The sequence below is a fragment of the Palleniella muris genome, from assembly GCF_004792655.1.
GTDB classification, from domain to species: Bacteria; Bacteroidota; Bacteroidia; order Bacteroidales; family Bacteroidaceae; genus Prevotella; species Prevotella muris_A.
On sequence record NZ_SRZC01000022.1, the window covers coordinates 43,622 to 63,370 of the forward strand.

The 19,749-nt window shown below is 48.7% G+C and carries 16 protein-coding genes; 9 read left to right on the forward strand and 7 right to left on the reverse strand.

The genetic code is table 11. The features are described 5' to 3' along the window. Window positions 1-23 precede the first annotated feature (23 nt). Entirely contained in the window at window positions 24-1,022 is a 999-nt protein-coding gene (locus tag E5358_RS12070) for a hypothetical protein (protein WP_135940428.1), read from the forward strand. 567 nt (window positions 1,023-1,589) lie between these two features. Here the strand turns inward: E5358_RS12070 and E5358_RS12075 are convergent. From E5358_RS12075 to efp, 7 genes are all read right to left on the reverse strand, one after another. Then, entirely contained in the window at window positions 1,590-5,795 is a 4,206-nt protein-coding gene (locus tag E5358_RS12075) for a CARDB domain-containing protein (RefSeq protein WP_135940429.1), read from the reverse strand. A 73-nt stretch (window positions 5,796-5,868) separates the two neighbouring features. Further along, on the reverse strand, window positions 5,869-8,673 hold the full coding sequence (locus E5358_RS12080) for a M6 family metalloprotease domain-containing protein (RefSeq protein WP_135940430.1): 2,805 nt from the start codon (window positions 8,671-8,673) through the stop codon (window positions 5,869-5,871). Window positions 8,674-9,032: 359 nt separating this feature from the next. Continuing rightward, entirely contained in the window at window positions 9,033-9,881 is an 849-nt protein-coding gene (locus E5358_RS12085) for a UDP-2,3-diacylglucosamine diphosphatase (protein WP_135940431.1), read from the reverse strand. Window positions 9,882-9,974: 93 nt separating this feature from the next. Further along, window positions 9,975-10,295, reverse strand: a complete 321-nt coding sequence (locus E5358_RS12090) for a metal-sulfur cluster assembly factor (RefSeq protein WP_135940432.1) — start codon at window positions 10,293-10,295, stop codon at window positions 9,975-9,977. Beyond that, complete coding sequence (gene radC, locus E5358_RS12095; protein WP_135940433.1) at window positions 10,292-11,014, reverse strand: RadC family protein; 723 nt, start codon at window positions 11,012-11,014, stop codon at window positions 10,292-10,294. The genes E5358_RS12090 and radC overlap by 4 nt, the downstream gene beginning before the upstream one ends. A 199-nt stretch (window positions 11,015-11,213) precedes the next feature. Next, on the reverse strand, window positions 11,214-12,296 hold the full coding sequence (locus E5358_RS12100; RefSeq protein WP_135940434.1) for a glycosyltransferase: 1,083 nt from the start codon (window positions 12,294-12,296) through the stop codon (window positions 11,214-11,216). A gap of 89 nt (window positions 12,297-12,385) precedes the next feature. Then, window positions 12,386-12,952 (reverse strand): elongation factor P, encoded by a 567-nt coding sequence (gene efp / locus E5358_RS12105; RefSeq protein WP_135940435.1) that lies wholly within the window; start codon window positions 12,950-12,952, stop codon window positions 12,386-12,388. A gap of 298 nt (window positions 12,953-13,250) precedes the next feature. On the opposite strand from efp, the gene rpmH reads away from it, so the two are divergent. From rpmH to E5358_RS12145, 8 genes are all read left to right on the forward strand, one after another. Beyond that, the gene (gene rpmH / locus E5358_RS12110; protein WP_135940436.1) at window positions 13,251-13,406 is read left to right on the forward strand and encodes a 50S ribosomal protein L34; all 156 of its coding nucleotides are present in this window, start codon (window positions 13,251-13,253) and stop codon (window positions 13,404-13,406) included. Between the two features lie 509 nt (window positions 13,407-13,915). Then, window positions 13,916-14,170 carry a toxin-antitoxin system protein gene (locus E5358_RS12115; protein ID WP_135940437.1) on the forward strand — a complete coding sequence of 85 codons (255 nt, stop codon included), beginning with the start codon at window positions 13,916-13,918 and terminating at the stop codon, window positions 14,168-14,170. Beyond that, a complete protein-coding gene (locus E5358_RS12120) occupies window positions 14,167-14,439 on the forward strand; it encodes a type II toxin-antitoxin system YafQ family toxin (protein WP_135940438.1) in 273 nt (90 codons plus the stop codon). The genes E5358_RS12115 and E5358_RS12120 overlap by 4 nt, the downstream gene beginning before the upstream one ends. A 546-nt stretch (window positions 14,440-14,985) precedes the next feature. Beyond that, window positions 14,986-15,645, forward strand: coding sequence for a PASTA domain-containing protein (locus E5358_RS12125; protein ID WP_135940439.1), 660 nt, complete (start codon window positions 14,986-14,988; stop codon window positions 15,643-15,645). Between the two features lie 5 nt (window positions 15,646-15,650). Next, window positions 15,651-16,778, forward strand: coding sequence for an RluA family pseudouridine synthase (locus E5358_RS12130; RefSeq protein WP_422121082.1), 1,128 nt, complete (start codon window positions 15,651-15,653; stop codon window positions 16,776-16,778). Between the two features lie 46 nt (window positions 16,779-16,824). Continuing rightward, window positions 16,825-17,817: a D-alanine--D-alanine ligase gene (locus tag E5358_RS12135; protein WP_135940440.1), complete on the forward strand. Its 993-nt coding sequence runs from the start codon at window positions 16,825-16,827 to the stop codon at window positions 17,815-17,817. A 78-nt stretch (window positions 17,818-17,895) separates the two neighbouring features. Next, complete coding sequence (locus tag E5358_RS12140) at window positions 17,896-19,047, forward strand: acyltransferase (RefSeq protein WP_135940441.1); 1,152 nt, start codon at window positions 17,896-17,898, stop codon at window positions 19,045-19,047. Next, window positions 19,028-19,717 carry a NigD1/NigD2 family lipoprotein gene (locus E5358_RS12145; RefSeq protein WP_135940442.1) on the forward strand — a complete coding sequence of 230 codons (690 nt, stop codon included), beginning with the start codon at window positions 19,028-19,030 and terminating at the stop codon, window positions 19,715-19,717. The genes E5358_RS12140 and E5358_RS12145 overlap by 20 nt, the downstream gene beginning before the upstream one ends. Window positions 19,718-19,749: the final 32 nt, after the last annotated feature.

The following is a 19,749-nucleotide window of genomic DNA, read 5'->3' on the forward strand; positions in this document are numbered from 1 at the left end:
ATGCCATAACAAAAACAAATATTATGAACACAGAAAGAACAAACAACCACAACGTGGCAACCACGAAACGGCACTACGGAAAGACTCTCGGCAGCTTCCTTGTCGTGCTCCTTCTCATGCCATTGGGTCACGCACTGATGATTCTCATGGAGCATTTCCTGTCACCGGAAGCCCTGCACTACAGCGCATTCCTCATGGGACTTGCCGGACTTGTGATAACAATCTGCGGTGCTTTTCAGAAAGGTGACACACGCCAGACCATTTGGGGAATAAGCGGTGCCATGCTCTTTTGGACGGGTTGGGTGGAGTTCCTGCTCGCATACTATGCCCAACGCTACGGCACACACTGCGACCTTGTCGGCTCAGGCATAGTGCAGACAACCTCCCATTACATCGACGGCATTGCCGCAAGCCACGATTTCCTCATCAACGGACAGCCTTTGGAGGAATTCAGCCGTGCGGAAACCAAGGAACTGCGTGGCTCACGCCCGGAATATCTCATCATGCCTGCCACCTTCGGCATGTGGATGATGTTCATGGTGCTGTACCTTTTCTGCTCACGCACAGGGTGCAACTTCATGCAATGGGTGCAGAAGCACTGCGGCATAGAGGGCAACATCGAGCTCCGCCCCATGGCGCATCATGCAAGCATCGTGGTCTTCATGGAATGGAACATCATGATGTGGGGGCTGTACCTCCTCCTTATGTTCTGCTACGACCCAGTGTTCCTTGGCAGCTCCCACCCTGTCACCTACACCATAGGTGCCGTGGCACTCACAGCCTCCTTGCTTATGCTGTGCAAACAGCTGCGCATCAGTGCATGGGGCAGGAACATACGCTTCGCCCTTGCGACAGTGATAATCTTCTGGACATTCGTGGAGATAGCCGCACGCAACGGATTCTTCAAGGAAATATGGGTAGACCCTATGGGGCATATCATGGAAATGTCCATAATACTTGCCGTGTTCTTCGCTATTATAGCCTTTTATATGGTGAAAGAGCGGAAAGCCCCTCATGGCTAAAAGTGAGCATGCAATAACGTTTCCTTGATACATTTTTGACGGTAGAGAGCCGTATCACATCACCTTTAATGGATGTGGTACGGCTCTTTGCTGTATGCGGAAAAGCTGTGTCTGCATGCCATATACACCGGCATTTATATGAGGTTTTCCCGACAAACTTTCAATATGTAACAGAAACAGCACAAACACTACCATAAAGACATACATCTTGGCGTTTTCGCTAAACACAAACAATAACGGATGTTAAAGCACTATTGGTTTTGCGAAAGGTAACACTTCACTTGGTAAAAGGCAAGGCTTTGCAGAACGAAAGGTAACCTTTCGCAATGTAAAAGGTTACCTTTCATTCTGTCACTTATTACCTTAGGATTTTCAATGCAGCAAACCAATGCCATCAAATCACATGAGTTCGACGAATACTCACTATACACAAAATGCATCGAATTCACGATACTATGGAATTTTGCCACAACTAACACTAATAATATATCGGCAAAAAAATACTGCCGCAGCATTCGTGCCACGGCAGTATTTGAATAGTTTGCTTTTATCGTCAGAAACTTGACTTTACTTCTTTATGATGACTTTCTTGCCATTGACTATGTAGAGTCCGCTCTTCAGTCCGTCAAGGCTCTCACCGGCCTTGCGTACCAGAACACCCTCAACAGTGTAGACATTGCCACTCTTGGCTGCTATGCCTGCCTCGACATTCTCGATACCGGTAGTCTTGAGAGTGAAGACATTTGATGCCTTTGACTCGCCCTGAGTGTAGACAACAGTCACAACATAAGAGTGCTCACCCTCTGCCACGTTGGCGTCTGTGTACTCAGTCTCAGCGACAGGCTCTGCGTTGAGCTTCTCGCCATCGCGGTAGACATTGTATCCCACGAGAGAGAGGTCGGCAGGAACATCAATCATTTCATAAGTGACGTCATCAATCATCAGGAAGAATGCATCTGCCGCCTTTGAACGGATAGCGAAATATTTCGCTCCGGCAGGAAGCTCGGCAGTGTACTCTGTCCATTCTGCAGAAATGTCCGCATGCGTCTCTATTGTGGTGAAGTCAGCGATGTCCTTACCTGTTGTAGAATAGAGAATCTCTATTGTCTCAGGATAGTCGGCAGAGTAGCTGCGAGCATAGAAAGAGATTGTCTGCGCGTTGCCGCTGAGCATTGGAGAGATAGCCCAGTCGTCAACCTGTCCGCCATCATAGCGGAACATTGAACCAAGATACTTTGTTCCGGAATGAGCCGCGAAAGACTGGTTGAAGAGGGCGGCATCCGTCACGTCGTGTACCCAGAATGACTGGAGGGACTGCTGTGGAATGTTTGGAATATCCAGATTCTGGAAGCCGCCGATAGGAGACTGGTCAACATCGACGAATGTCCAATCGCCTGCTGTAGTGGAGAATGAATCATAGCTCTCGAAATCGTCAGTAACGGTTACAGGCTGCGCCGCATCAAGGTTCGGCTCACTCCATGAGAGTTCAACATTTGCACCGTTCTGCTGACCTGTGAGGTCGGTCACTGCAGGATAGTTTGAAGTCTTGATTGTTGTGCTGACAGTAGCAGTTGCGTTGTTGGTGTTGTCCTCATCGGCAGCGTAAACAACAACAGCGTTCCAAGAAAGCTTGCCTGATGTCATGACAGTTGTCTTCTCGATGAATGCAACAGTTGCCTTGGCATCGCTTGCTATGGCAGGACCTTCAGTAGTATTCACCTTTTCACCATTGCAGTAGAGCTCTACGGTGTAAGCACCTGCCTCTACGTTAACAGAACCTTGGTTCTCGACCTCGACATTGATTTCGATGTCCTTTCCTGCCTCAACACTTGGAGTAGCGAAAATCTTTGTTGCCACAAGGTTGTGGTCAAGGCAGTTGTAAACCTTCACATTGTCTATGAAGAGATTGCCGGCAGCTGTGTAGTTGGCTTTGAGAACAAGGCGCACCCAATCCTCGTCAGCAAACTGAACGAGAGAAACCTTTGCAGGAGCATAGCTTGTGCCGGAAGTGATTGTTTCCAACTTTGTCTCACCCTTAGGAGTGATTGCTATGACATCGAAAGAGATGGCGCTTGTAGCCTTATGGTCGAATGTCACTACAGGGTTTGCAGTGCCGGCAAGTGCGATTTTACCGGACTCAAGGCTTACCCAGCCGGCTGTCTTGCCGACAAGTGCGAAGCAGCCTCCATCGCTGTCTGAAGCGTCTTCTTCTGCTATATACACACCACCTTCGAGAACCCTGTTGTTTGAATCGGATGCTGTTCCCCACCAGTAAGACAGTGAAGCGCCGGCAACAGACTCCTTGAACGGCATTGTGTAAGGAGCACCGGTAACGACAGAAGCATAAGCGTCCTCAGACTCGCCTGTTGTATTGGTTGTTGTCACAGCGAAATATGCAAAGCCATGCTCACCGGAGTTTGTATCGAATTCGATGTCCGCAGCAGTCTCTGTCAGACCTGTCTTATAAGGATTCTCATAGTCAGTGACAGGGAATGTCATGCCAAAGAATTCCATCATTTCCACAGGATATACATTGTACTTGAAATCAGCAGGGTTAATGACATAGCCATTAGCACCTGTTGTAGGAGCTTCCCATGCAAGTGCAACCACACCGCTCTTGTCGGCAATAGTGATGTTCTCAATGTAGTGAGGTGTATCGTAGCCGATGTACGCCTTTAGTTCGGCAGCGTCGCTAACACGTCCGTCATAAGATGTTGTCACAGAATAGGTGTAGAAACCTGCTGCATCAACTGCGTCATCGAGGCTGACTGCAGAGCCTGCCGCACCTGTCTTTGTAGCGATGGTATTGCCGTCACGCTTAATCTCGGCGGTCAGTTCGCTTGTCAGTGCTGCACCTCCGATTGTTGCAGCAGGCATAGTGAATGTGACAGTGGCCTTGTTGGCACCCTGTGCGTCAGCAACGACATTAAGGTCTGCGACAGAAGCAGGAGCAGCAGCGTCATTCTCCTTTACTGAGAAGTTGTCAATCCAAAGGTAGAACTGGTCTGCATCGGAAATGGCATGTACTGCGAAATAGTAGACACCGTCCTCACTAACTGTGAATTCGCCGTTGCTCAGAGTCAGGTACTCCTTTGAAGCGATGTCGGTAGAAGCGATTACAGGTATATCAAACTTTGAAGCCTTTGCTTCCTTGCCTGCCAAAACCTCTACACGCTCAGGGTAACTTGGACTATAGGAGGCTGCATCAATAGAAATCTTATAGGTTTTGCCTGCCTCAAGAGCCATGCCCGGGAACACGAGATAGTCGTCTGCAGCCACAGAACCGTAGCGATAGCGTGCTGCCATGCTGCCGGAGGTAGAATTCTTCTCAAATGAGAATGTGCTCTTGTCATCATTAGCGTCGTAAATGGCAGCCTCAGCCTGCTCCTCGTCTGTGTCGAGAGTGTTGAGATAAGGCAGAGTAGTGGTGAGGTCTGTGATTACAGGCTCTGTGAATTCCTTCTTCTCTGCTGTGAGGACAGCATCGCTATACCACTCTGCATAATAAACGCGGTCAGAAGCTGCGTTGATAAGGATTTCGTCAGAGAAAGAAATGGTCTTTGTCAAAGCGTCATAAGTAGCGACAGCATCCTTCAGCGCCTTTGTGACTGTGTTATAACCGACGAACCAACAGTCCTGATTCTGTGTGATGCCAACATACTGGAATTTGCCGAATGTCACTGTTGTACCGTCAATAGTACCCTTAACCCACGCTGTTGGGAAGTTCACGGAAAGTCCCTGAACATAAACATCGTTGTCTACGAAAGCGACATTGATTTTTGAGTTCTTGACAGGGGTTGTGGAAGAAGGAGATACGGAATTGCCGTTAAGGAACCATTCTGTTACAGTAGCACCTTCAGGCAGGGTCACAAGTGTTGTTGAAGGAGGTGTGTAGGTTGGGTCGTAAGTCAGCACTGTTGCTGCATCGCCATAACCGGTGAAGCGTTTTTCGTCATCCCAAAATGCACCCATATATGGAGCGTCTGCTGTGCCATCATAAGCAATTGTGCCTTCAAGAGTGAGGACATCACCGTTGATAGTGAATGTGAAAGAGTCTGCTATATCATCAGCTACGGAAATGCCTTCTCCGCTTGCAGGGATAACGCCCCAACGAAGACTTATTGTTGTTGTGTATTGCGCGTTATACAACAGAGGTTGCTTTGTAGCGACAGAGATGGTGTTGTTCACTTTCACACCCTTGACCCAAGCACCCGTGGTATAGCGTGTGATAGGGTTCTTGATGTAGACATTGCTGCCATCCTCGATGATTTCCACGGCACCAGACTGCGTGGCGAGAGACACGCCACCGTTGTTGTAATAATAAGCCGCTCCCGTTGTTGCGCGCTGATACATCTTCGGTGCCACACCTGTGACATCAGTGATGATACCATGCTCATCGGTAGTTACAGTGACATTACCTTCCTGAGTTGTCGTCTTGCGACGGCTCTTGCTCATTGTGGCAGCCGCTGTTCTCTTGGCATCAAACTTCACACCTGCCAGCACTTGACCTTTCATGCTCTGCGTCCACGGCATAGCGAATGTGGAAGTGCGGAACTTAGAGAAAGATTTCTCTGTGGCAGCTGCGGCTTTCTCCGCCTTTGCTTTCTCCATTGCCTTCGCTTCCTTAGCCTCTGTGGCAAGAGACTTCATGGTTGTGTAGTCAAGGCGTTGCTCTATCTTGTTGAAGACAGCCTTGCTTTTTGCCACAGGAGCCTGAGCGAAAGTCAACGATGCAATCATTCCAAGGATTGCGAAAGTAAACAATCTTTTCATTGTACTCGATTGTGGGGGCTATTTGTTCATACTCATGCGGCGGAAGAAGCCCCCTTTTATTCCGCCAACATTCTTATTGCTGTATCTTTATGGTCTTTGTTTTGCCAATCCTTATAAGGTAGATTCCTTTAGAAGCCAGGCTTACCGCTGCATTTTCAGCAGCATGTTGCGTTTTGTATATAACGCGTCCTGCTATGTCTGTAACCACAATGTTTTGCCCTTCCGCACCGCTTATGAAAAGGCTGTTGCCTGTCACTTTCACTGACGGCGAGTTTGCTGTAACATCTGAGATAGCGGTTGGCACGGCTTTTGTCCTAACCTTAACCTCATTTGACACAAGGGAATTAAGAGTGCCGTTTGTCGCCATAACGGTATAATAGTAGTCGGTTGACGGTTGCAGATTGTCAATAAGCAGGTAAGTACGGCTGTTGTCCTGTATCAAGAATGTCTGTCCGTTAAGTTCTGCGCGTCCGCCCCACTCAACATCAATGTCGTCAATGGCAAGCGAACCTGCACCTTTCATGCTGTACTCGATTCTTACGGCACGCGTTCCTTCCGGCAGATTGTCTATTTTCACAGTCTTTCCTCCTGCGCCATTCTCGATTTCCTCCTCTCCGACAAGCGTCCATGCGCCTGAAACATTGCGGGCACTGACACGTATGCGGTTCTCGGCAGCAGCCTTGGAGCCACGATGCCAGAAAGAGACAGAGCGGATATCGGCACTGTATGCAGGCGACTCTATATAGCTGCCGTCGGAAGCCAGACGCAACGCCGGGATTGCAATGCCGGAGTATGCGGTATTGGCATAAGACTGTGAGGAGTTGGTTGTCCATCCTTCCGGTTGGTCTTTCACACCATTGTCAAACCCATTTATGTCATGGTCAAAGTCGCTCCATGTCTTTGTGTAAACGTCAAGGTGGTATTCAACGGCCTCATCCACCAGTTCCCAATTTGCCACAAAAGAGTTGGAAGAAACATTCTCTGCCGCCTTTGCAACAGGACGGTAGAAATCAAATGTCGGCTCTCCTGTAGTGACTTTCACCTCATTGGATGCTTTGCTTTTGCCATTCTCATTGACAACATAGACGATATAGAAATACTCTGTGAGAGGATTCAATCCTTCAACCTTCACACTTGTAGCATTACCCACATTAAGGTTATAGAATCCGTTGACATAGCTGAGCATCTCACGGTCGTCACTTGTCTTAGTCTTAGCATAAGCCGATATGACATAAGACTCCGCCTCTTCCGATGCGTCCCAATGTGCAACGAAAGTGCCAGCAGTGATTTCTGTCGCAGGCTGTGCCTTGACAGGCTCAGGAGGTATCAGGCCACCGGAGACCTTGAACCTTATTATACCTCCGGTCTCGGTTATCTCTGTTATAGGCTTATCCAACTTTGTGCCATTCCATGTCTTCATCGACGGGTTGGTGTCATCGGTGAATGAGGTTACACCCGCCGTACCGGGGAAAGCATCACCGGCACGCGTGCTTTCACTCCTTATGCCGTCAGCTTCCTCAATGTCAACATACTGGTGGGAAGCGTCATTATTCACAGTATTCCTGTCCCATACCAACTTGTTATAGTCCACATGCCATACAAGCATTCCATGTCCGGGGATATATTTGTCCCACCCCTGCTGCTGCCTGTTCTCGAACAAAAAGAACTCATTCTCGCTCTTTGTCTTCACGATACATGCGTCATTGTATGATATGTCGCGCAACGTAACCGTCTCAGGCTTATCAAGGACTTTAGGCTCTATCCAGCCTAAAGCATAACGCTCGTAGGCAGAGTATAACGGTGGCGTGCATCCGTTATTGTTATATGGTCCGTAGTCAAGTGCCGACCATGTGCCCGGAGTGAATGCCGACGTATAGCTTGTGGCATACAAATCAGGCAATCCCATGACATGAGAGAACTCATGAATGAAAGTGCCCACTCCGTCCGGACGTGAGCCCTGCCACTCATTAGTGCAAGCGTAACGGTCAAGGCGGACACCGTCAAACACGTAAGGTGTGGAAGTGGCAGCCGTTATGTTCCAAGCATGAGGCCACACTGTATTGGCACTTCCGCCACTTGCCTCACCACGCCCGGCATAAAACACAAACACATTGTCAATGAAGCCGTCGCCATCGCGGTCATACTCCGAAAAGTCAACAGAACCATCAAGTAGCTGGCATGCCTCTATCGCCATTTGTTCCGGATTAGAATCATTGCCACCGTAGTCATTGCCACCGTAATAGCTCATGTTCTTGGACAAGGTAACAGGTCCGTAAACATCAAATTCAGGCTCAAACTTGCCCATTGACGATTTGCGGAAATACTCAGCCGCGCATCCTGTCCCACCATAATCAGAGAAGCCATTCTCATTGAGCATACGGCTGAAATAGCTGTAAGGGTCGCTCAGGTTGAACTTCACATCCTGATATTCCACAAGCACCACAAGACCTTTCTGCTTTCCCATGGACGGGAATCCAACATCAAACAGTCCCACATTGCGGTGCGGCGCGCGTGCCGCCCTTGCTCTATCACTGTGTTTCGCAAGTGCCTTCATGACATTCGCCATATCCACTTTTGAAAGGAAAGCGCGAGCTTCTGCGGAACGCTCTGCCTTCGGACGCGCCTGTATGTCTGAACGCACGATGTTCTGTTGTGCATCGGTGTCAGCATAGAAATAGGTGTCATCGGTATTCACAAGCAGGTATCCATCCTCACTGAGGTAATAGTGGGAATGTTCATCACCCATAATGCGCACCTTTATCTCTGTCCCGTCAGCCTGACGCACGGTAACAAGTCCCGGCTTTGCAGGAACGGCAAAAAGGTTCATGGAAGACAAAAGTACAACTGATAATAGTAATGCGGTCCTTATTAGTTTCATTTATGTTTTTATTGGTCTTATACAATAGGAAAACGGTTATATTTTAATACAAATTTCACCGCTTTTGTAACATTTGTTCATTAAAACACCCACAAAGGTAAACATTTTTTACAAAACAAGAACCATTACATACAACTAAATTCAAGCAAATAGTATATAAAACGCATATTTCAGCTATTAGTTGACATATATCAGTTGTACTTCTTCTGCAAATCGCCACAAATTTAACAAATATAGCATCACAACAACAAAACATGCATGCATTCTACGCCAATTTGTATGGTATATATAGCAAAAAACTGACCAAATGTGTAATTCAAACAATCTTTAACAAAAACAGAAAGAAGGCGCGTCACAGCCTAAAACTGTGTCGCGCCTTCTTCATATTCTGACATGAGGAGATGCTCTCCGTCAAACACTGCATAAGTGAATTGCGTAATCCAATCGCCAAGGATGAGCATGCGCTTGTCGGCAGAAAGCATGAGGTCAAGCTCTATATGGCGGTGTCCATAGATGCAATAGTCCACATCAGGATGAGTGGCAAGGTACTCTTTAGAATACAGCACAAGATGCTCCCTGTCCTCACCGAGATACTCCAATTCTCCGGAACTGTTGTAGCGGACTCCCACGTTACCATTGAATCGCGTGCCTTCCGCGCCTTGCACGGCATCAGGACACTCGCCTGCCACCTGACGCTCACGCTTCATGCGCGAATGCTTTGCCCATGAAAGCCCGAACCACATGGAGATGCGCGGATGCAACAACGAGAAGAGACGTTGGCACAGCTTGTTATGAAACACACCGCGGATGAGTTTGAACTCCTTGTCCGGGTCACCCAATCCGTCGCCATGGGCAAGGTAGAACACCTTATTATATATCTCCAGTGTTGCCGGCTCACGATGGATAATGACACCACATTCCTCTTCAAGATAGCCATACATCCAGATGTCATGGTTGCCGGTGAAGTAATGCACCTCCACACCCATGTCCGTCAGTTCGGAAATCTTGCCAAGAAAGCGTGTGTAGCCCTTTGGTACGGCGTATTTCCACTCATACCAAAAGTCAAACATGTCGCCAAGGAGATAGACAGCCTTTGCCTGATTCTTTATCAAGTCAAGGAATCTGACGAGCCTGCGCTCCTGCATCCTTGCATGCGGAATCCCCCAACTGCCAAGATGCGCATCAGAAATAAAATACACCTTCTTCATAATTCCATACGCACTTAAGTGTACAGCCTTTGCCGGCGAACCGTCACAAAGGCACCGAAACCTGCAGAACTAAAAGCCCTGCCACAACATTTATCACTCAAATCCGAGTTCCACTCTCGCCTCTTCGGTCATCATGGACTTGTCCCACTCCGGCTCAAAGACCATATTAATGGTGGCGGAAGTCACTCCGACGACAGCCTCAACCTTTGTCCTGACATCCTCAAGGATAAAGTCCGCGGCAGGGCATGAAGGAGCGGTGAACGTCATGTCGATGTCCAAAGCACCATCCTCAGCGAGGTCAATCTTGTAAATCAGCCCGAGGTCGTAGATGTTTACAGGTATCTCCGGATCATAAACAGTCTGAAGCACCTCTACGATGCGTTCCTCTATCTGTATCTTTTCTTCTTGTGTCATAGTTTTCCGTGTTCCTGGTAACTGTAATAGTTACCATCAGTTATTATTAAATGGTCGGCAAGATGAAGGCGCATCAGCCTCAGAGCATCCCCAACCTGCCTTGTTATGTTATCATCATTATGTGAAGGACGGACATTGTTCGACGGATGATTATGCGCCAATACGACAACCGTCGCATTGTTCATTATGGCATGGCGCACAATAAGGCGCACATCGACAGCCGTTTCCGTCAGACCGCCCTGTGAGAGACGTATGGCATCGCCGATAAGTTTGAAGTTATGGTTCAACAGCAATATCCATGCCTCCTCCGTGGGAAGGTCCTGCATCTTGGGGTGAAGATACTCGTAAATGGACTGCGCACTGGAGAGGTCAAGCCTTTCCGCAGCACCTTCCTGCTGACGGCGCTTGCCAAGCTCACAGGCTGCAAGGATGGTTATCGCCTTCGCCTCACCGATTCCTTTGTAGCGTTTAAGGTCGTCAACGGTCATGCGACCGAGAGACTTCAGCGAGTTTCCGCAACCGTGAAGCACCTTCTGCATAAGCTCCACGGCATTCTCGTCCGCCGAGCCGGAGCCTATAAGTATGGCAAGAAGCTCTGCGGACGACAGCGCACCGGCACCGAGCCGTCCAAGCTTTTCCCTTGGACGGTCCTCCTCACTCCATTGGTTTATCTTCAGTTTGTCAGGACCGAAGACTTCCGAAACTTTCCATTCTGCCATACAATTATCTTTTCTAACCGCTGCGACATTGTTTATTGACGTGGTGACAGTTGCTTGTTTGTGTGGAAACAACCGTTTATCTGCGTGGCAACAACCGTTAATTAACCAATGTGATATATACGAACAAACGACTGTAAAAGCAAACCGCGTAGCGGTTCATTGATATACCTCGCCAAAGCATGGGAAAACAGTCACCGAATTATTTATAGAATGTCTTGTCAAACGCGTGGAACTCGTCTTTTCCGAGCACACACCGCTGCCACCATGCGTAAAGGAATCCGCAACCGTAGCCCATCAGTTGGACAAAGGCGGCTACAATGCTCTTCACTCCCACCCCAACGGACTTGTAGCGCACACCGGCATCGACGGCTATAAGGAGCGAATAAAGCAGCAGCGGAACAAGCGGTGCTGCACACAACCAATACCAGCGGTGCAGAGGGTCAGGTCCCGGTCCGTAGACCATCAGCATCCTGCCTGTGAACGATATGCAGAGCAGCATGACCACGCCAACAGTGAACACCATAGGGAGCATGTGGACGAGCTTCATCGTTCCGGGATGACGCTTTTCAAGGTTTATGCGCGCGATACCGCTATTATATACCTGTCGCCAGAACTTCCTATAGTCCGTGCGGCGCTTGTGCCACACCCATGCCGTGGGGAAAAGGCGCGTCTTGTAGCCCGCTTCGACTATGCGGTAAGAGAAATCTATGTCTTCACCGAAGCGCATTTTCGAGAAACCGCCCAACTTTTGATACACTTCACGGCGTATGCCCATGTTGAAAGAGCGCGGGAAGAACTTGTCGAGCTTGGTCTTTCCACCGCGTATTCCGCCCGTCGTGAAGAACGAGGTCATGGAGTAAGAGATTGCCTTCTGCGTCGGAGTGAACGACTCATGGGCTGCGTCAGGTCCACCGAAAGCGTCACATGACGTAGACTGCCGCACAGAGGAAGCACCACAAGAGCCACCATACAGTTCGTTGTCCACCGCCTCCATGTATCCGTCAGGCAGCACAACGTCGGAGTCAAGTATCAAAAGAAAAGCTCCGGAAGCCCTGTCAGCGCCGTAGTTACGGCTCTGACCCGGTCCGGAGTTTTGTTTGTTGTAGTAATGGATATCCAGTCTGCCGGCATACCGGCGGCACACACCTTCACAGGGGACAGCAGAGCCGTCCTCCACGATGATGACCTCAAAGTCCTTCATGCTCTGACGGTCAAGGCTCGCAAGGAGTTCCTCTACCTCGTCAGGGCGGTTATAGACCGGAACTATTACCGAATATTTCATATCACAGGTGTGTTCTAAAAATTATGTTTTCAATACCTCCACTTATTGTCGTGAAGGCTCTGTCAGAGACAAATTTTTAGAACTCCGCCTTATTCCTTCACGCGCTGTACGTAGCTGCCGTCACGTGTGTCAACGACGATAAGCTCGCCTTCGTTGATGAAGAGAGGCACACGAACCTCGACACCTGTCTCGAGAGTGGCAGGCTTTGTTGCGTTTGTGGCAGTGTCGCCCTTGATGCCTGGCTCGGAATGAGTGATGCGGAGAGTTGTCTTGGCAGGCATTTCTGCGTAGAGGACGTTACCGTCAGTTGTGTCATAGACAACCTCCACGATGTCGTTCTCCTTCATGTAGTCAACGCCGATTACGAGATCCTTGGCGATAGGAGCCTGGTCGTAAGTCTCCTGATTCATGAAGATGTAGTCCTCACCGTCAACATAGAGGAACTGGAACGGACGGCGCTCGATGCGTACATCCTCAAGTCGCTCGCCGATGTTGAAGCGGCGCTCCAGCACACGGCCGTCGCTGACGTTCTTCAGCTTCACGTTCATGATAGTGTTTCCCTTACCCGGCTTGCGGTGCATGAAGTCGATGCAAACCCAAATGCCTCCATCCATACGGATAGTAGTGCCTTTCTTGATGTCTTGTGACTGAACCATTTTTTATTTTTTGATTATTATGTTTGTAAATTATTCCAAGTTCCATGCACCCTGCCGCCCCTCAACTGCCGCAAAAGGAACACACAGACGGTGAGACCGACGACAGCGGCATAACGGCACGACACAGGCGCTTTTCACTTATTTCCGTTTGCAAAGGTACTACTTTTTTCTTAAAAATCGCTTATTTTTACATGAAAATTCAATTATTTCTTGCTTATTTCAAAATAATTACGTACTTTTGCATCCCGAATTGTGAATTATAGACAATAAAGCAAAATAACAACAAAATTACAATAAAATGAAAAGAACATTCCAGCCACACAATCGCCGCCGCGTGAACAAGCACGGTTTCCGCGAGCGCATGAAGACTAAGAACGGTCGCCGAGTACTCGCTTCCCGCCGTGCACATGGCCGCAAGAAGCTCACTGTCTCTGACGAGCACCACGGAAAATAATCGCTGATTCCGTCAGCGTTTCCATAACCATGAGGACTGCGGGGTGTACGCTTCCGTGCCGGAATGGTCATTGCAGAGACACTCACAAGACACATTCTTGTCTGAAAAGGCAGCAGAGGTACAGGCTTCTGTTGCCTTTTTCTTTTGCACAACAAACCACGCACAAACGCCAAATATTTGCCTGCAAAACAAAAGGTAACACTTTGCCTTACGAAAGGTTACCTTTCACACGGTGATTCGTAACGATTTGCAATGCAAAAGGTGACCTTTCATTTTATGAAGGCTTAGGGCACAATGCATTTTGCCAACCATGTCATGAAACGGAGAAGTAAATTTCAATAAAAAAATAGCAGAAAAAAATCGTTATCATCCAAAACTTTATGCAAATATATTTGCTTGTGAGACCAAAAATATATACCTTTGCATAAAAGACAAGCTGCACCTCGGCAATAAGAGCAAGCTCTTCTGCACTCGGTTAGCATTATCTTTGCAATCTAAACGATAGCACTATGGAAATAGCAATTAACAGAAAATCGGCAGTGTTTCGCTTGAGTGAGGAACTATTGGAACGCTTGAAGCAGTTGGCAGCACTTGACAATCGCAGTCTTGACAACTATGTGGAGTCTGTGCTTATGGATGTTGCTTACCACACACCAAACGCCACTACGCAAGCCGCCATGATTGATGCGCAAGATGACGCTAACCTTACAACTGTCAACATGGAGAGTTTCGATTCATTCCTTTCATCCCTTGATGTCAAATGAAAGAGGTCAAGAGCGGAAAGCGCTTTAAGAAGGATTTAAAATGCTACTCAAACCAGCCTGCAAAGTTGAAAAAGCTTTACGATTTGGTTGACAAATTGCGTAAGGAAGAAACCATACCGGCATCATATCGACCACACATGCTGTCAGGTGAATATGCCGGACATATGGAGTGCCATATCGAAGGTGACTTTCTTCTCATATGGTATGACAGGGATGCCGATGTCATCAAACTGATCAGGCTTGGCAGCCATTCTGAGTTATTCGGTTAGAAATTAAAGCAACGGGCATTTTTCCGTTACGGAAACCAGCATGGCGAAAAGTCCTGCAGCGGATGAGATATGCCATTTCCTATCTGCACTCACGTTTTTTTTATAGTCAAATAGCATCCCCTGACTGTGTTTTGCAAGTCACTCTTGTGTTCCGCATAATTCTCCCCCCCCATAGGAATGTGACGGAGCCACATTAAGTATGGAAATGCTTGCAAGAAAGGCATGCGTATTTTTGCAATTCAATTTTGTTTGGCTATACATGCCATTTTACCTTTTGGATATTCTTGGAGTGCCCCATAATTTCAGCTGTGTTGTGGGGCAAATCAATGCGCATTTTTGTTTGCATGCAAAAGTAATAGCGTTCATTTCCCAAGCCAAAAGCATAGTCATTATTTTTCCTCCACATTCTATTTCTCAAACTTCGGTCAGCCTTACATTTCCAATTATATTCCTCCAGAAACAATAAAAAACCACTTATTATACCTTATTTAAAAATATTTTTTGTAATTTTGCTCCTGATTTTATTTCTCAACAAACAATCACGCAATGACCACAAAGACCTTTTTCCGGAAACTCGGAAGCAAGTACGTCTGGCTCAACATTGTACTGATGGCAATAGTCGCCATTGCATTCGTTGTCGCCTTAAGCATCGGAACGGACATCTACACCCACCACGGAGAAGCCATCAAAGTGCCTAACCTTGAAGGCAAGAAGTTCGAAGATGCAAAGAAACTGATGACGGACGCAGGGCTTCTCATCATGGTCTCCGACACCGGATACAACCGCATGCTACCGCCTGACTGCATACTGCAACAGACACCGGAGGCAGGCGAACTCGTCAAAAGCAAAAGATGCATCTTCGTCACTGTCAACGCATCACAAAAGCCGACACTGGTAATACCGGATGTCGTCGACAACAGTTCGTTGCGGGAGGCCACCGCGAAACTGAAGACTCTCGGATTCAAGGTCGGCGCACCACAATATGTCACAGGAGAGAAAGACTGGGTCTATGGCATTGTGGCACGAGGCAAGAACCTTTCCGCCGGCGACAGTGTCCCTCTTGATGTCATGGTGTCACTGCAAGTCGGCAACGGACAGCTTGACGATGAGGAAGAACTCTTTGTCACAGACCATGAACCGGAAGAGACAATGGAGGAAGAGGTCATCATGACGGAGGAAGATCCGTTTGAAGAGGTTGTGGAATAATCACCATGAACAGAAAAGAAACAATGATTACACAATACGAAACACCGGAAGACGACGAACTGTTGTACGTACCGGCAGAAACCACTGCTGACGAAAACGGGCTGTATGAACATTTCCGCATCGTGGCAGATGCCGGACAGGAACCTCTGCGCATTGACAAATTCCTGTCGGAACACATGCAGCACTCGTCACGCAACAGAATACAGCAGGCGGCGGATGCCGGCTACATACATGCCAACGGAAAACCTGTAAAGTCTAACTACAAGGTGCGCCCGGGCGATGTGCTGACACTTATGCTTACCCGCCCGCCACACGACACAAGCATTGTGGCGGAGGACATACCGCTGAACATTGTCTATGAGGATGACCAACTGATGGTTGTCAACAAGGAAGCAGGTATGGTTGTCCACCCCGGAGCCGGCAATTTCACAGGCACACTGGTGAATGCCATGGCATGGCACATGAAGGATGTGCCGGAATATGACCCTAATTCGCCTGAGGTGGGGCTTGTCCACCGTATCGACAAGGACACAAGCGGCCTGCTCCTTATCGCCAAAACTCCCGAGGCAAAGCAGCATCTCGGCAAGCAGTTCTTCAACAAGACAACCCACCGCTCTTACCATGCGCTTGTATGGGGACACATGAAAGAGGACGATGGGACTATCGAAGGCAACATCACACGTGACCCGAAGGACCGTCTGCGCATGACTGTCACCGCGCCGGACTCGGGCATAGGCAAGCCGGCAGTGACCCATTGGCGGGTGATTGAACGCTATGGCTACACCACTCTTGTGGAATGTATCCTCGAAACGGGACGCACCCACCAGATTCGTGCCCACATGAAGCACATCGGACACCCGCTGTTCGCCGACGAAAGATATGGAGGCATGGAAATCCTTCGTGGGGAACGGTCGACATCCTACAAGGCATTCATCAAGAACTGCTTCAAGCTCTGTCCGCGACAAGCCTTGCATGCAAAGACACTCGGCTTCGTCCACCCTGTGACAAACAGGCAGATGGACTTCACGTCCGACCTGCCTGAAGACCTTGGGGCTGTCATCAGGAAATGGCAGGACTTCATTGCAGGGACAACACGCAACACCTTCAAGGAGAACGGCGGCAGCGGAGAATAAACGGAATCAGCACACAGGAACATAAGAAAAGAACAAGAAAAAGAACATGAAACGTACTATTGCTATTGTTTGTGGCGGTGACTCAAGTGAGCACGGCGTATCAATGCGCTCAGGACAGGGTATCTATTCCTTCTTCGACAAGGAGCGTTATAATGTATATATCGTAGAATTCAAAGGGACAGACTGGAGAGTCCACCTTGACAATGGTGGCACTGCAAAGATTGACAAGAACGGCTTCTCATTCATGGAAGACGGCACAAAGCGCCGGTTTGACTATGTCTATATCACCATTCACGGAGCACCGGGAGAGAACGGCTACCTGCAGGGCTACTTCGAACTGCTCCATATCCCTTATTCCACAAGCAGCGTGCTTGTCGAGGCACTTACCTTTGACAAGTTCACACTCAACAACTATCTGCGCGGATTCGGTGTCTCCGTAGCCGACAGCATCCTTGTGCGCCACGGCGATGAGCACAAACTTGACGAGAAAGAGATAGTGGAGAAACTCGGCCTGCCACTGTTCGTCAAGCCTGCTGCCGACGGTTCCAGCTTCGGAATCAGCAAAGTGAAGGACGCTGACCACCTTGCACCGGCTCTCCGAAAGGCTTTCCTCGAAAGCAACGAGGTGATGATAGAGGGCTATCTCGAAGGCACGGAAATCAGCCAGGGATGCTACAAGACCCGCGGAAAGAGCGTGGTGCTCCCTGCAACAGAAGTGGTCACAAACAACGAATTCTTTGACTACGATGCTAAATACAACGGTATGGTCGAGGAAATTACTCCTGCCAGACTTGCTCCGGAGACAGCAGAACGCGTGGCAAAGATAACCTCCGCCATCTATGACATACTCCACTGCAACGGCATAATACGCATTGACTACATCATTTCAAAGAACGCTGACGGCTCGGACAAAATCAATATGCTTGAAATCAACACCACTCCGGGAATGACCGAGACATCGTTCATCCCGCAGCAGGTGCGTGCCGCCGGCATGGAAATGAAGGATGTGCTCTCCGAAATAGTAGAGAACCAATTCTAATATGAAACAAACAGCAGGCATGGCATAAGGACTATGCCATGCCTGCTTTCCACTAAACACAACAAGAAACCCTCCTCTATGCATAACGAGTTTGACGAGATAAGACCGTTTGGCAAAGGCGAAGTGCGACCTGCTGTAGAATCCCTGCTCAACGACAGGCAGTTCATGACTATGCTGCGTGGCTTCATCCCACTGCCGAAGGGCGTGATACGATTCCTTCTTCGCACAATGTTCATCGGCGTAAACACCACACTTGACTTCCAGAGAAGATACATGCGGCGCGTCGTAAACTACACACTGAAGAAATCCACTGACGGCTGCACATTCAGCGGTCATCCGCTTCCTGTGAAGGACAGGCACCACACTTACATATCAAACCACCGCGACATCGTGCTGGATTCTGCCATTCTCTCCTACGAACTGTTCAAGAACGGCTATGACACAACAGTGGAAATCGGTATCGGCGACAACCTTCTCATCTACCCATGGATAAGAACTCTCGTGAAGCTCAACAAGGCTTTCACCGTGAAGCGCGGGCTTTCACCACGCCAGCTGTTGGAAAGTTCCATGCTGATGTCAAGGTACATCCACCACGCCATTAAGGACAAAGGCGAGAATATATGGCTCGCACAGCGTGAAGGAAGGGCGAAAGATTCTGACGACCGCACTCAGGAGTCTGTGCTGAAGATGCTTGGCTACGGCGGTTCGCTTGACGAACTGAACATCGTTCCACTGACAATCTCCTACGAGTTTGACCCTTGCGACTATTTGAAAGCCAAGGAGTTCCAGCTGAAAAGGGATAATCCTGCATACAAGAAGTCCAAGCAGGATGACCTTGAGAACATGAAAGTCGGCATCATGGGCTACAAGGGACGGGTGCATTATGAATGCGCTCCATGCATAAACGAGTGGCTTGGCGAATATGACGGGCTGACAAAGGCGGACTTCTACATGGAGGTGGCAAGGCGGATGGACAATGCCATACACCAGGGTTACAGGATTTATCCGAACAACTACATCGCCCTTGACCTGCTCAACGGCAACCGTGACAACGCCGACAACTACACTGCTGCGGATGAGAAACGCTTTGAGGACTACCTGAAAAGGCAGCTTTCAAAGATTGACATCCCAAACAAGGACGAGGCTTTCCTCCGGGAACGCATGCTGACAATGTATGCTAATCCGTTGAGAAACAAAATGGCAAGCGAAAATGAAGATGACGGTGCTTAAAATATTATGCCTTGCTTTGGCGTGCCTGTGCATGTCATGCACCGCATCGGATGATGACGGTGACGGCTACAAATACCCACAGCTGGTGGCGGAATTGTGCGACGTCTATACTACAGAGCCAAAGGAACTCGGCTATGCCGTGACAGACTCTGACGAGCGTCTCACGTTCTCCTACCATGTGTATGCCCCATGGGCAATGGAGAAAGAGACATGCTACCGCGCCTTATTATATTATAACAAGGTGGAACACAGCCCTAATGTCCACGCCACCACTCAAGCCATAAGCGCGAAACCGGCACTTGTCCTAATCCCCAAGACACCGGAAGAGGCGAAAGATTGGTATGACAACCGCGACCCTTTAAGCCTTGCTACGGCATGGTTTGCCAAGAACGGCAAGCATCTTAATCTGTGCCTTGACATCAAAAGCGGAAGCACTGACAGCGAGGACACACGCCAGTCACTGGGGATTGTCTGTGAGGGAGCGGACAAGGCGGAAAGCGGCGACAGATACCACTACCGCATTTGTCATGCGCAGAACAATGTGCCTGCCTATTACACCGTAAGCCAATACGCATCAATCCCAACAGCAGACCTTAAGTCCGGTGACATCATCACCCTCGAAATCCCAACATGGAAAGGGATCGTCAAGAAAGAATTCATAAAGCCTTAATCTTCCTAACACACGCAGAAACAGCATTCTAT

Excerpts from the sequence above, each read along its gene's own strand:
- E5358_RS12070 (WP_135940428.1), top strand. The coding sequence starts at position 24 with ATGAACACAGAAAGAACAAACAACCACAACGTGGCAACCACGAAACGG.
- E5358_RS12075 (WP_135940429.1), bottom strand. The coding sequence starts at position 5,795 with ATGAAAAGATTGTTTACTTTCGCAATCCTTGGAATGATTGCATCGTTG.
- E5358_RS12080 (WP_135940430.1), bottom strand. The coding sequence starts at position 8,673 with ATGAAACTAATAAGGACCGCATTACTATTATCAGTTGTACTTTTGTCT.
- E5358_RS12085 (WP_135940431.1), bottom strand. The coding sequence starts at position 9,881 with ATGAAGAAGGTGTATTTTATTTCTGATGCGCATCTTGGCAGTTGGGGG.
- E5358_RS12090 (WP_135940432.1), bottom strand. The coding sequence starts at position 10,295 with ATGACACAAGAAGAAAAGATACAGATAGAGGAACGCATCGTAGAGGTG.
- radC (WP_135940433.1), bottom strand. The coding sequence starts at position 11,014 with ATGGCAGAATGGAAAGTTTCGGAAGTCTTCGGTCCTGACAAACTGAAG.
- E5358_RS12100 (WP_135940434.1), bottom strand. The coding sequence starts at position 12,296 with ATGAAATATTCGGTAATAGTTCCGGTCTATAACCGCCCTGACGAGGTA.
- efp (WP_135940435.1), bottom strand. The coding sequence starts at position 12,952 with ATGGTTCAGTCACAAGACATCAAGAAAGGCACTACTATCCGTATGGAT.
- rpmH (WP_135940436.1), top strand. The coding sequence starts at position 13,251 with ATGAAAAGAACATTCCAGCCACACAATCGCCGCCGCGTGAACAAGCAC.
- E5358_RS12115 (WP_135940437.1), top strand. The coding sequence starts at position 13,916 with ATGGAAATAGCAATTAACAGAAAATCGGCAGTGTTTCGCTTGAGTGAG.
- E5358_RS12120 (WP_135940438.1), top strand. The coding sequence starts at position 14,167 with ATGAAAGAGGTCAAGAGCGGAAAGCGCTTTAAGAAGGATTTAAAATGC.
- E5358_RS12125 (WP_135940439.1), top strand. The coding sequence starts at position 14,986 with ATGACCACAAAGACCTTTTTCCGGAAACTCGGAAGCAAGTACGTCTGG.
- E5358_RS12130 (WP_422121082.1), top strand. The coding sequence starts at position 15,651 with ATGAACAGAAAAGAAACAATGATTACACAATACGAAACACCGGAAGAC.
- E5358_RS12135 (WP_135940440.1), top strand. The coding sequence starts at position 16,825 with ATGAAACGTACTATTGCTATTGTTTGTGGCGGTGACTCAAGTGAGCAC.
- E5358_RS12140 (WP_135940441.1), top strand. The coding sequence starts at position 17,896 with ATGCATAACGAGTTTGACGAGATAAGACCGTTTGGCAAAGGCGAAGTG.
- E5358_RS12145 (WP_135940442.1), top strand. The coding sequence starts at position 19,028 with ATGAAGATGACGGTGCTTAAAATATTATGCCTTGCTTTGGCGTGCCTG.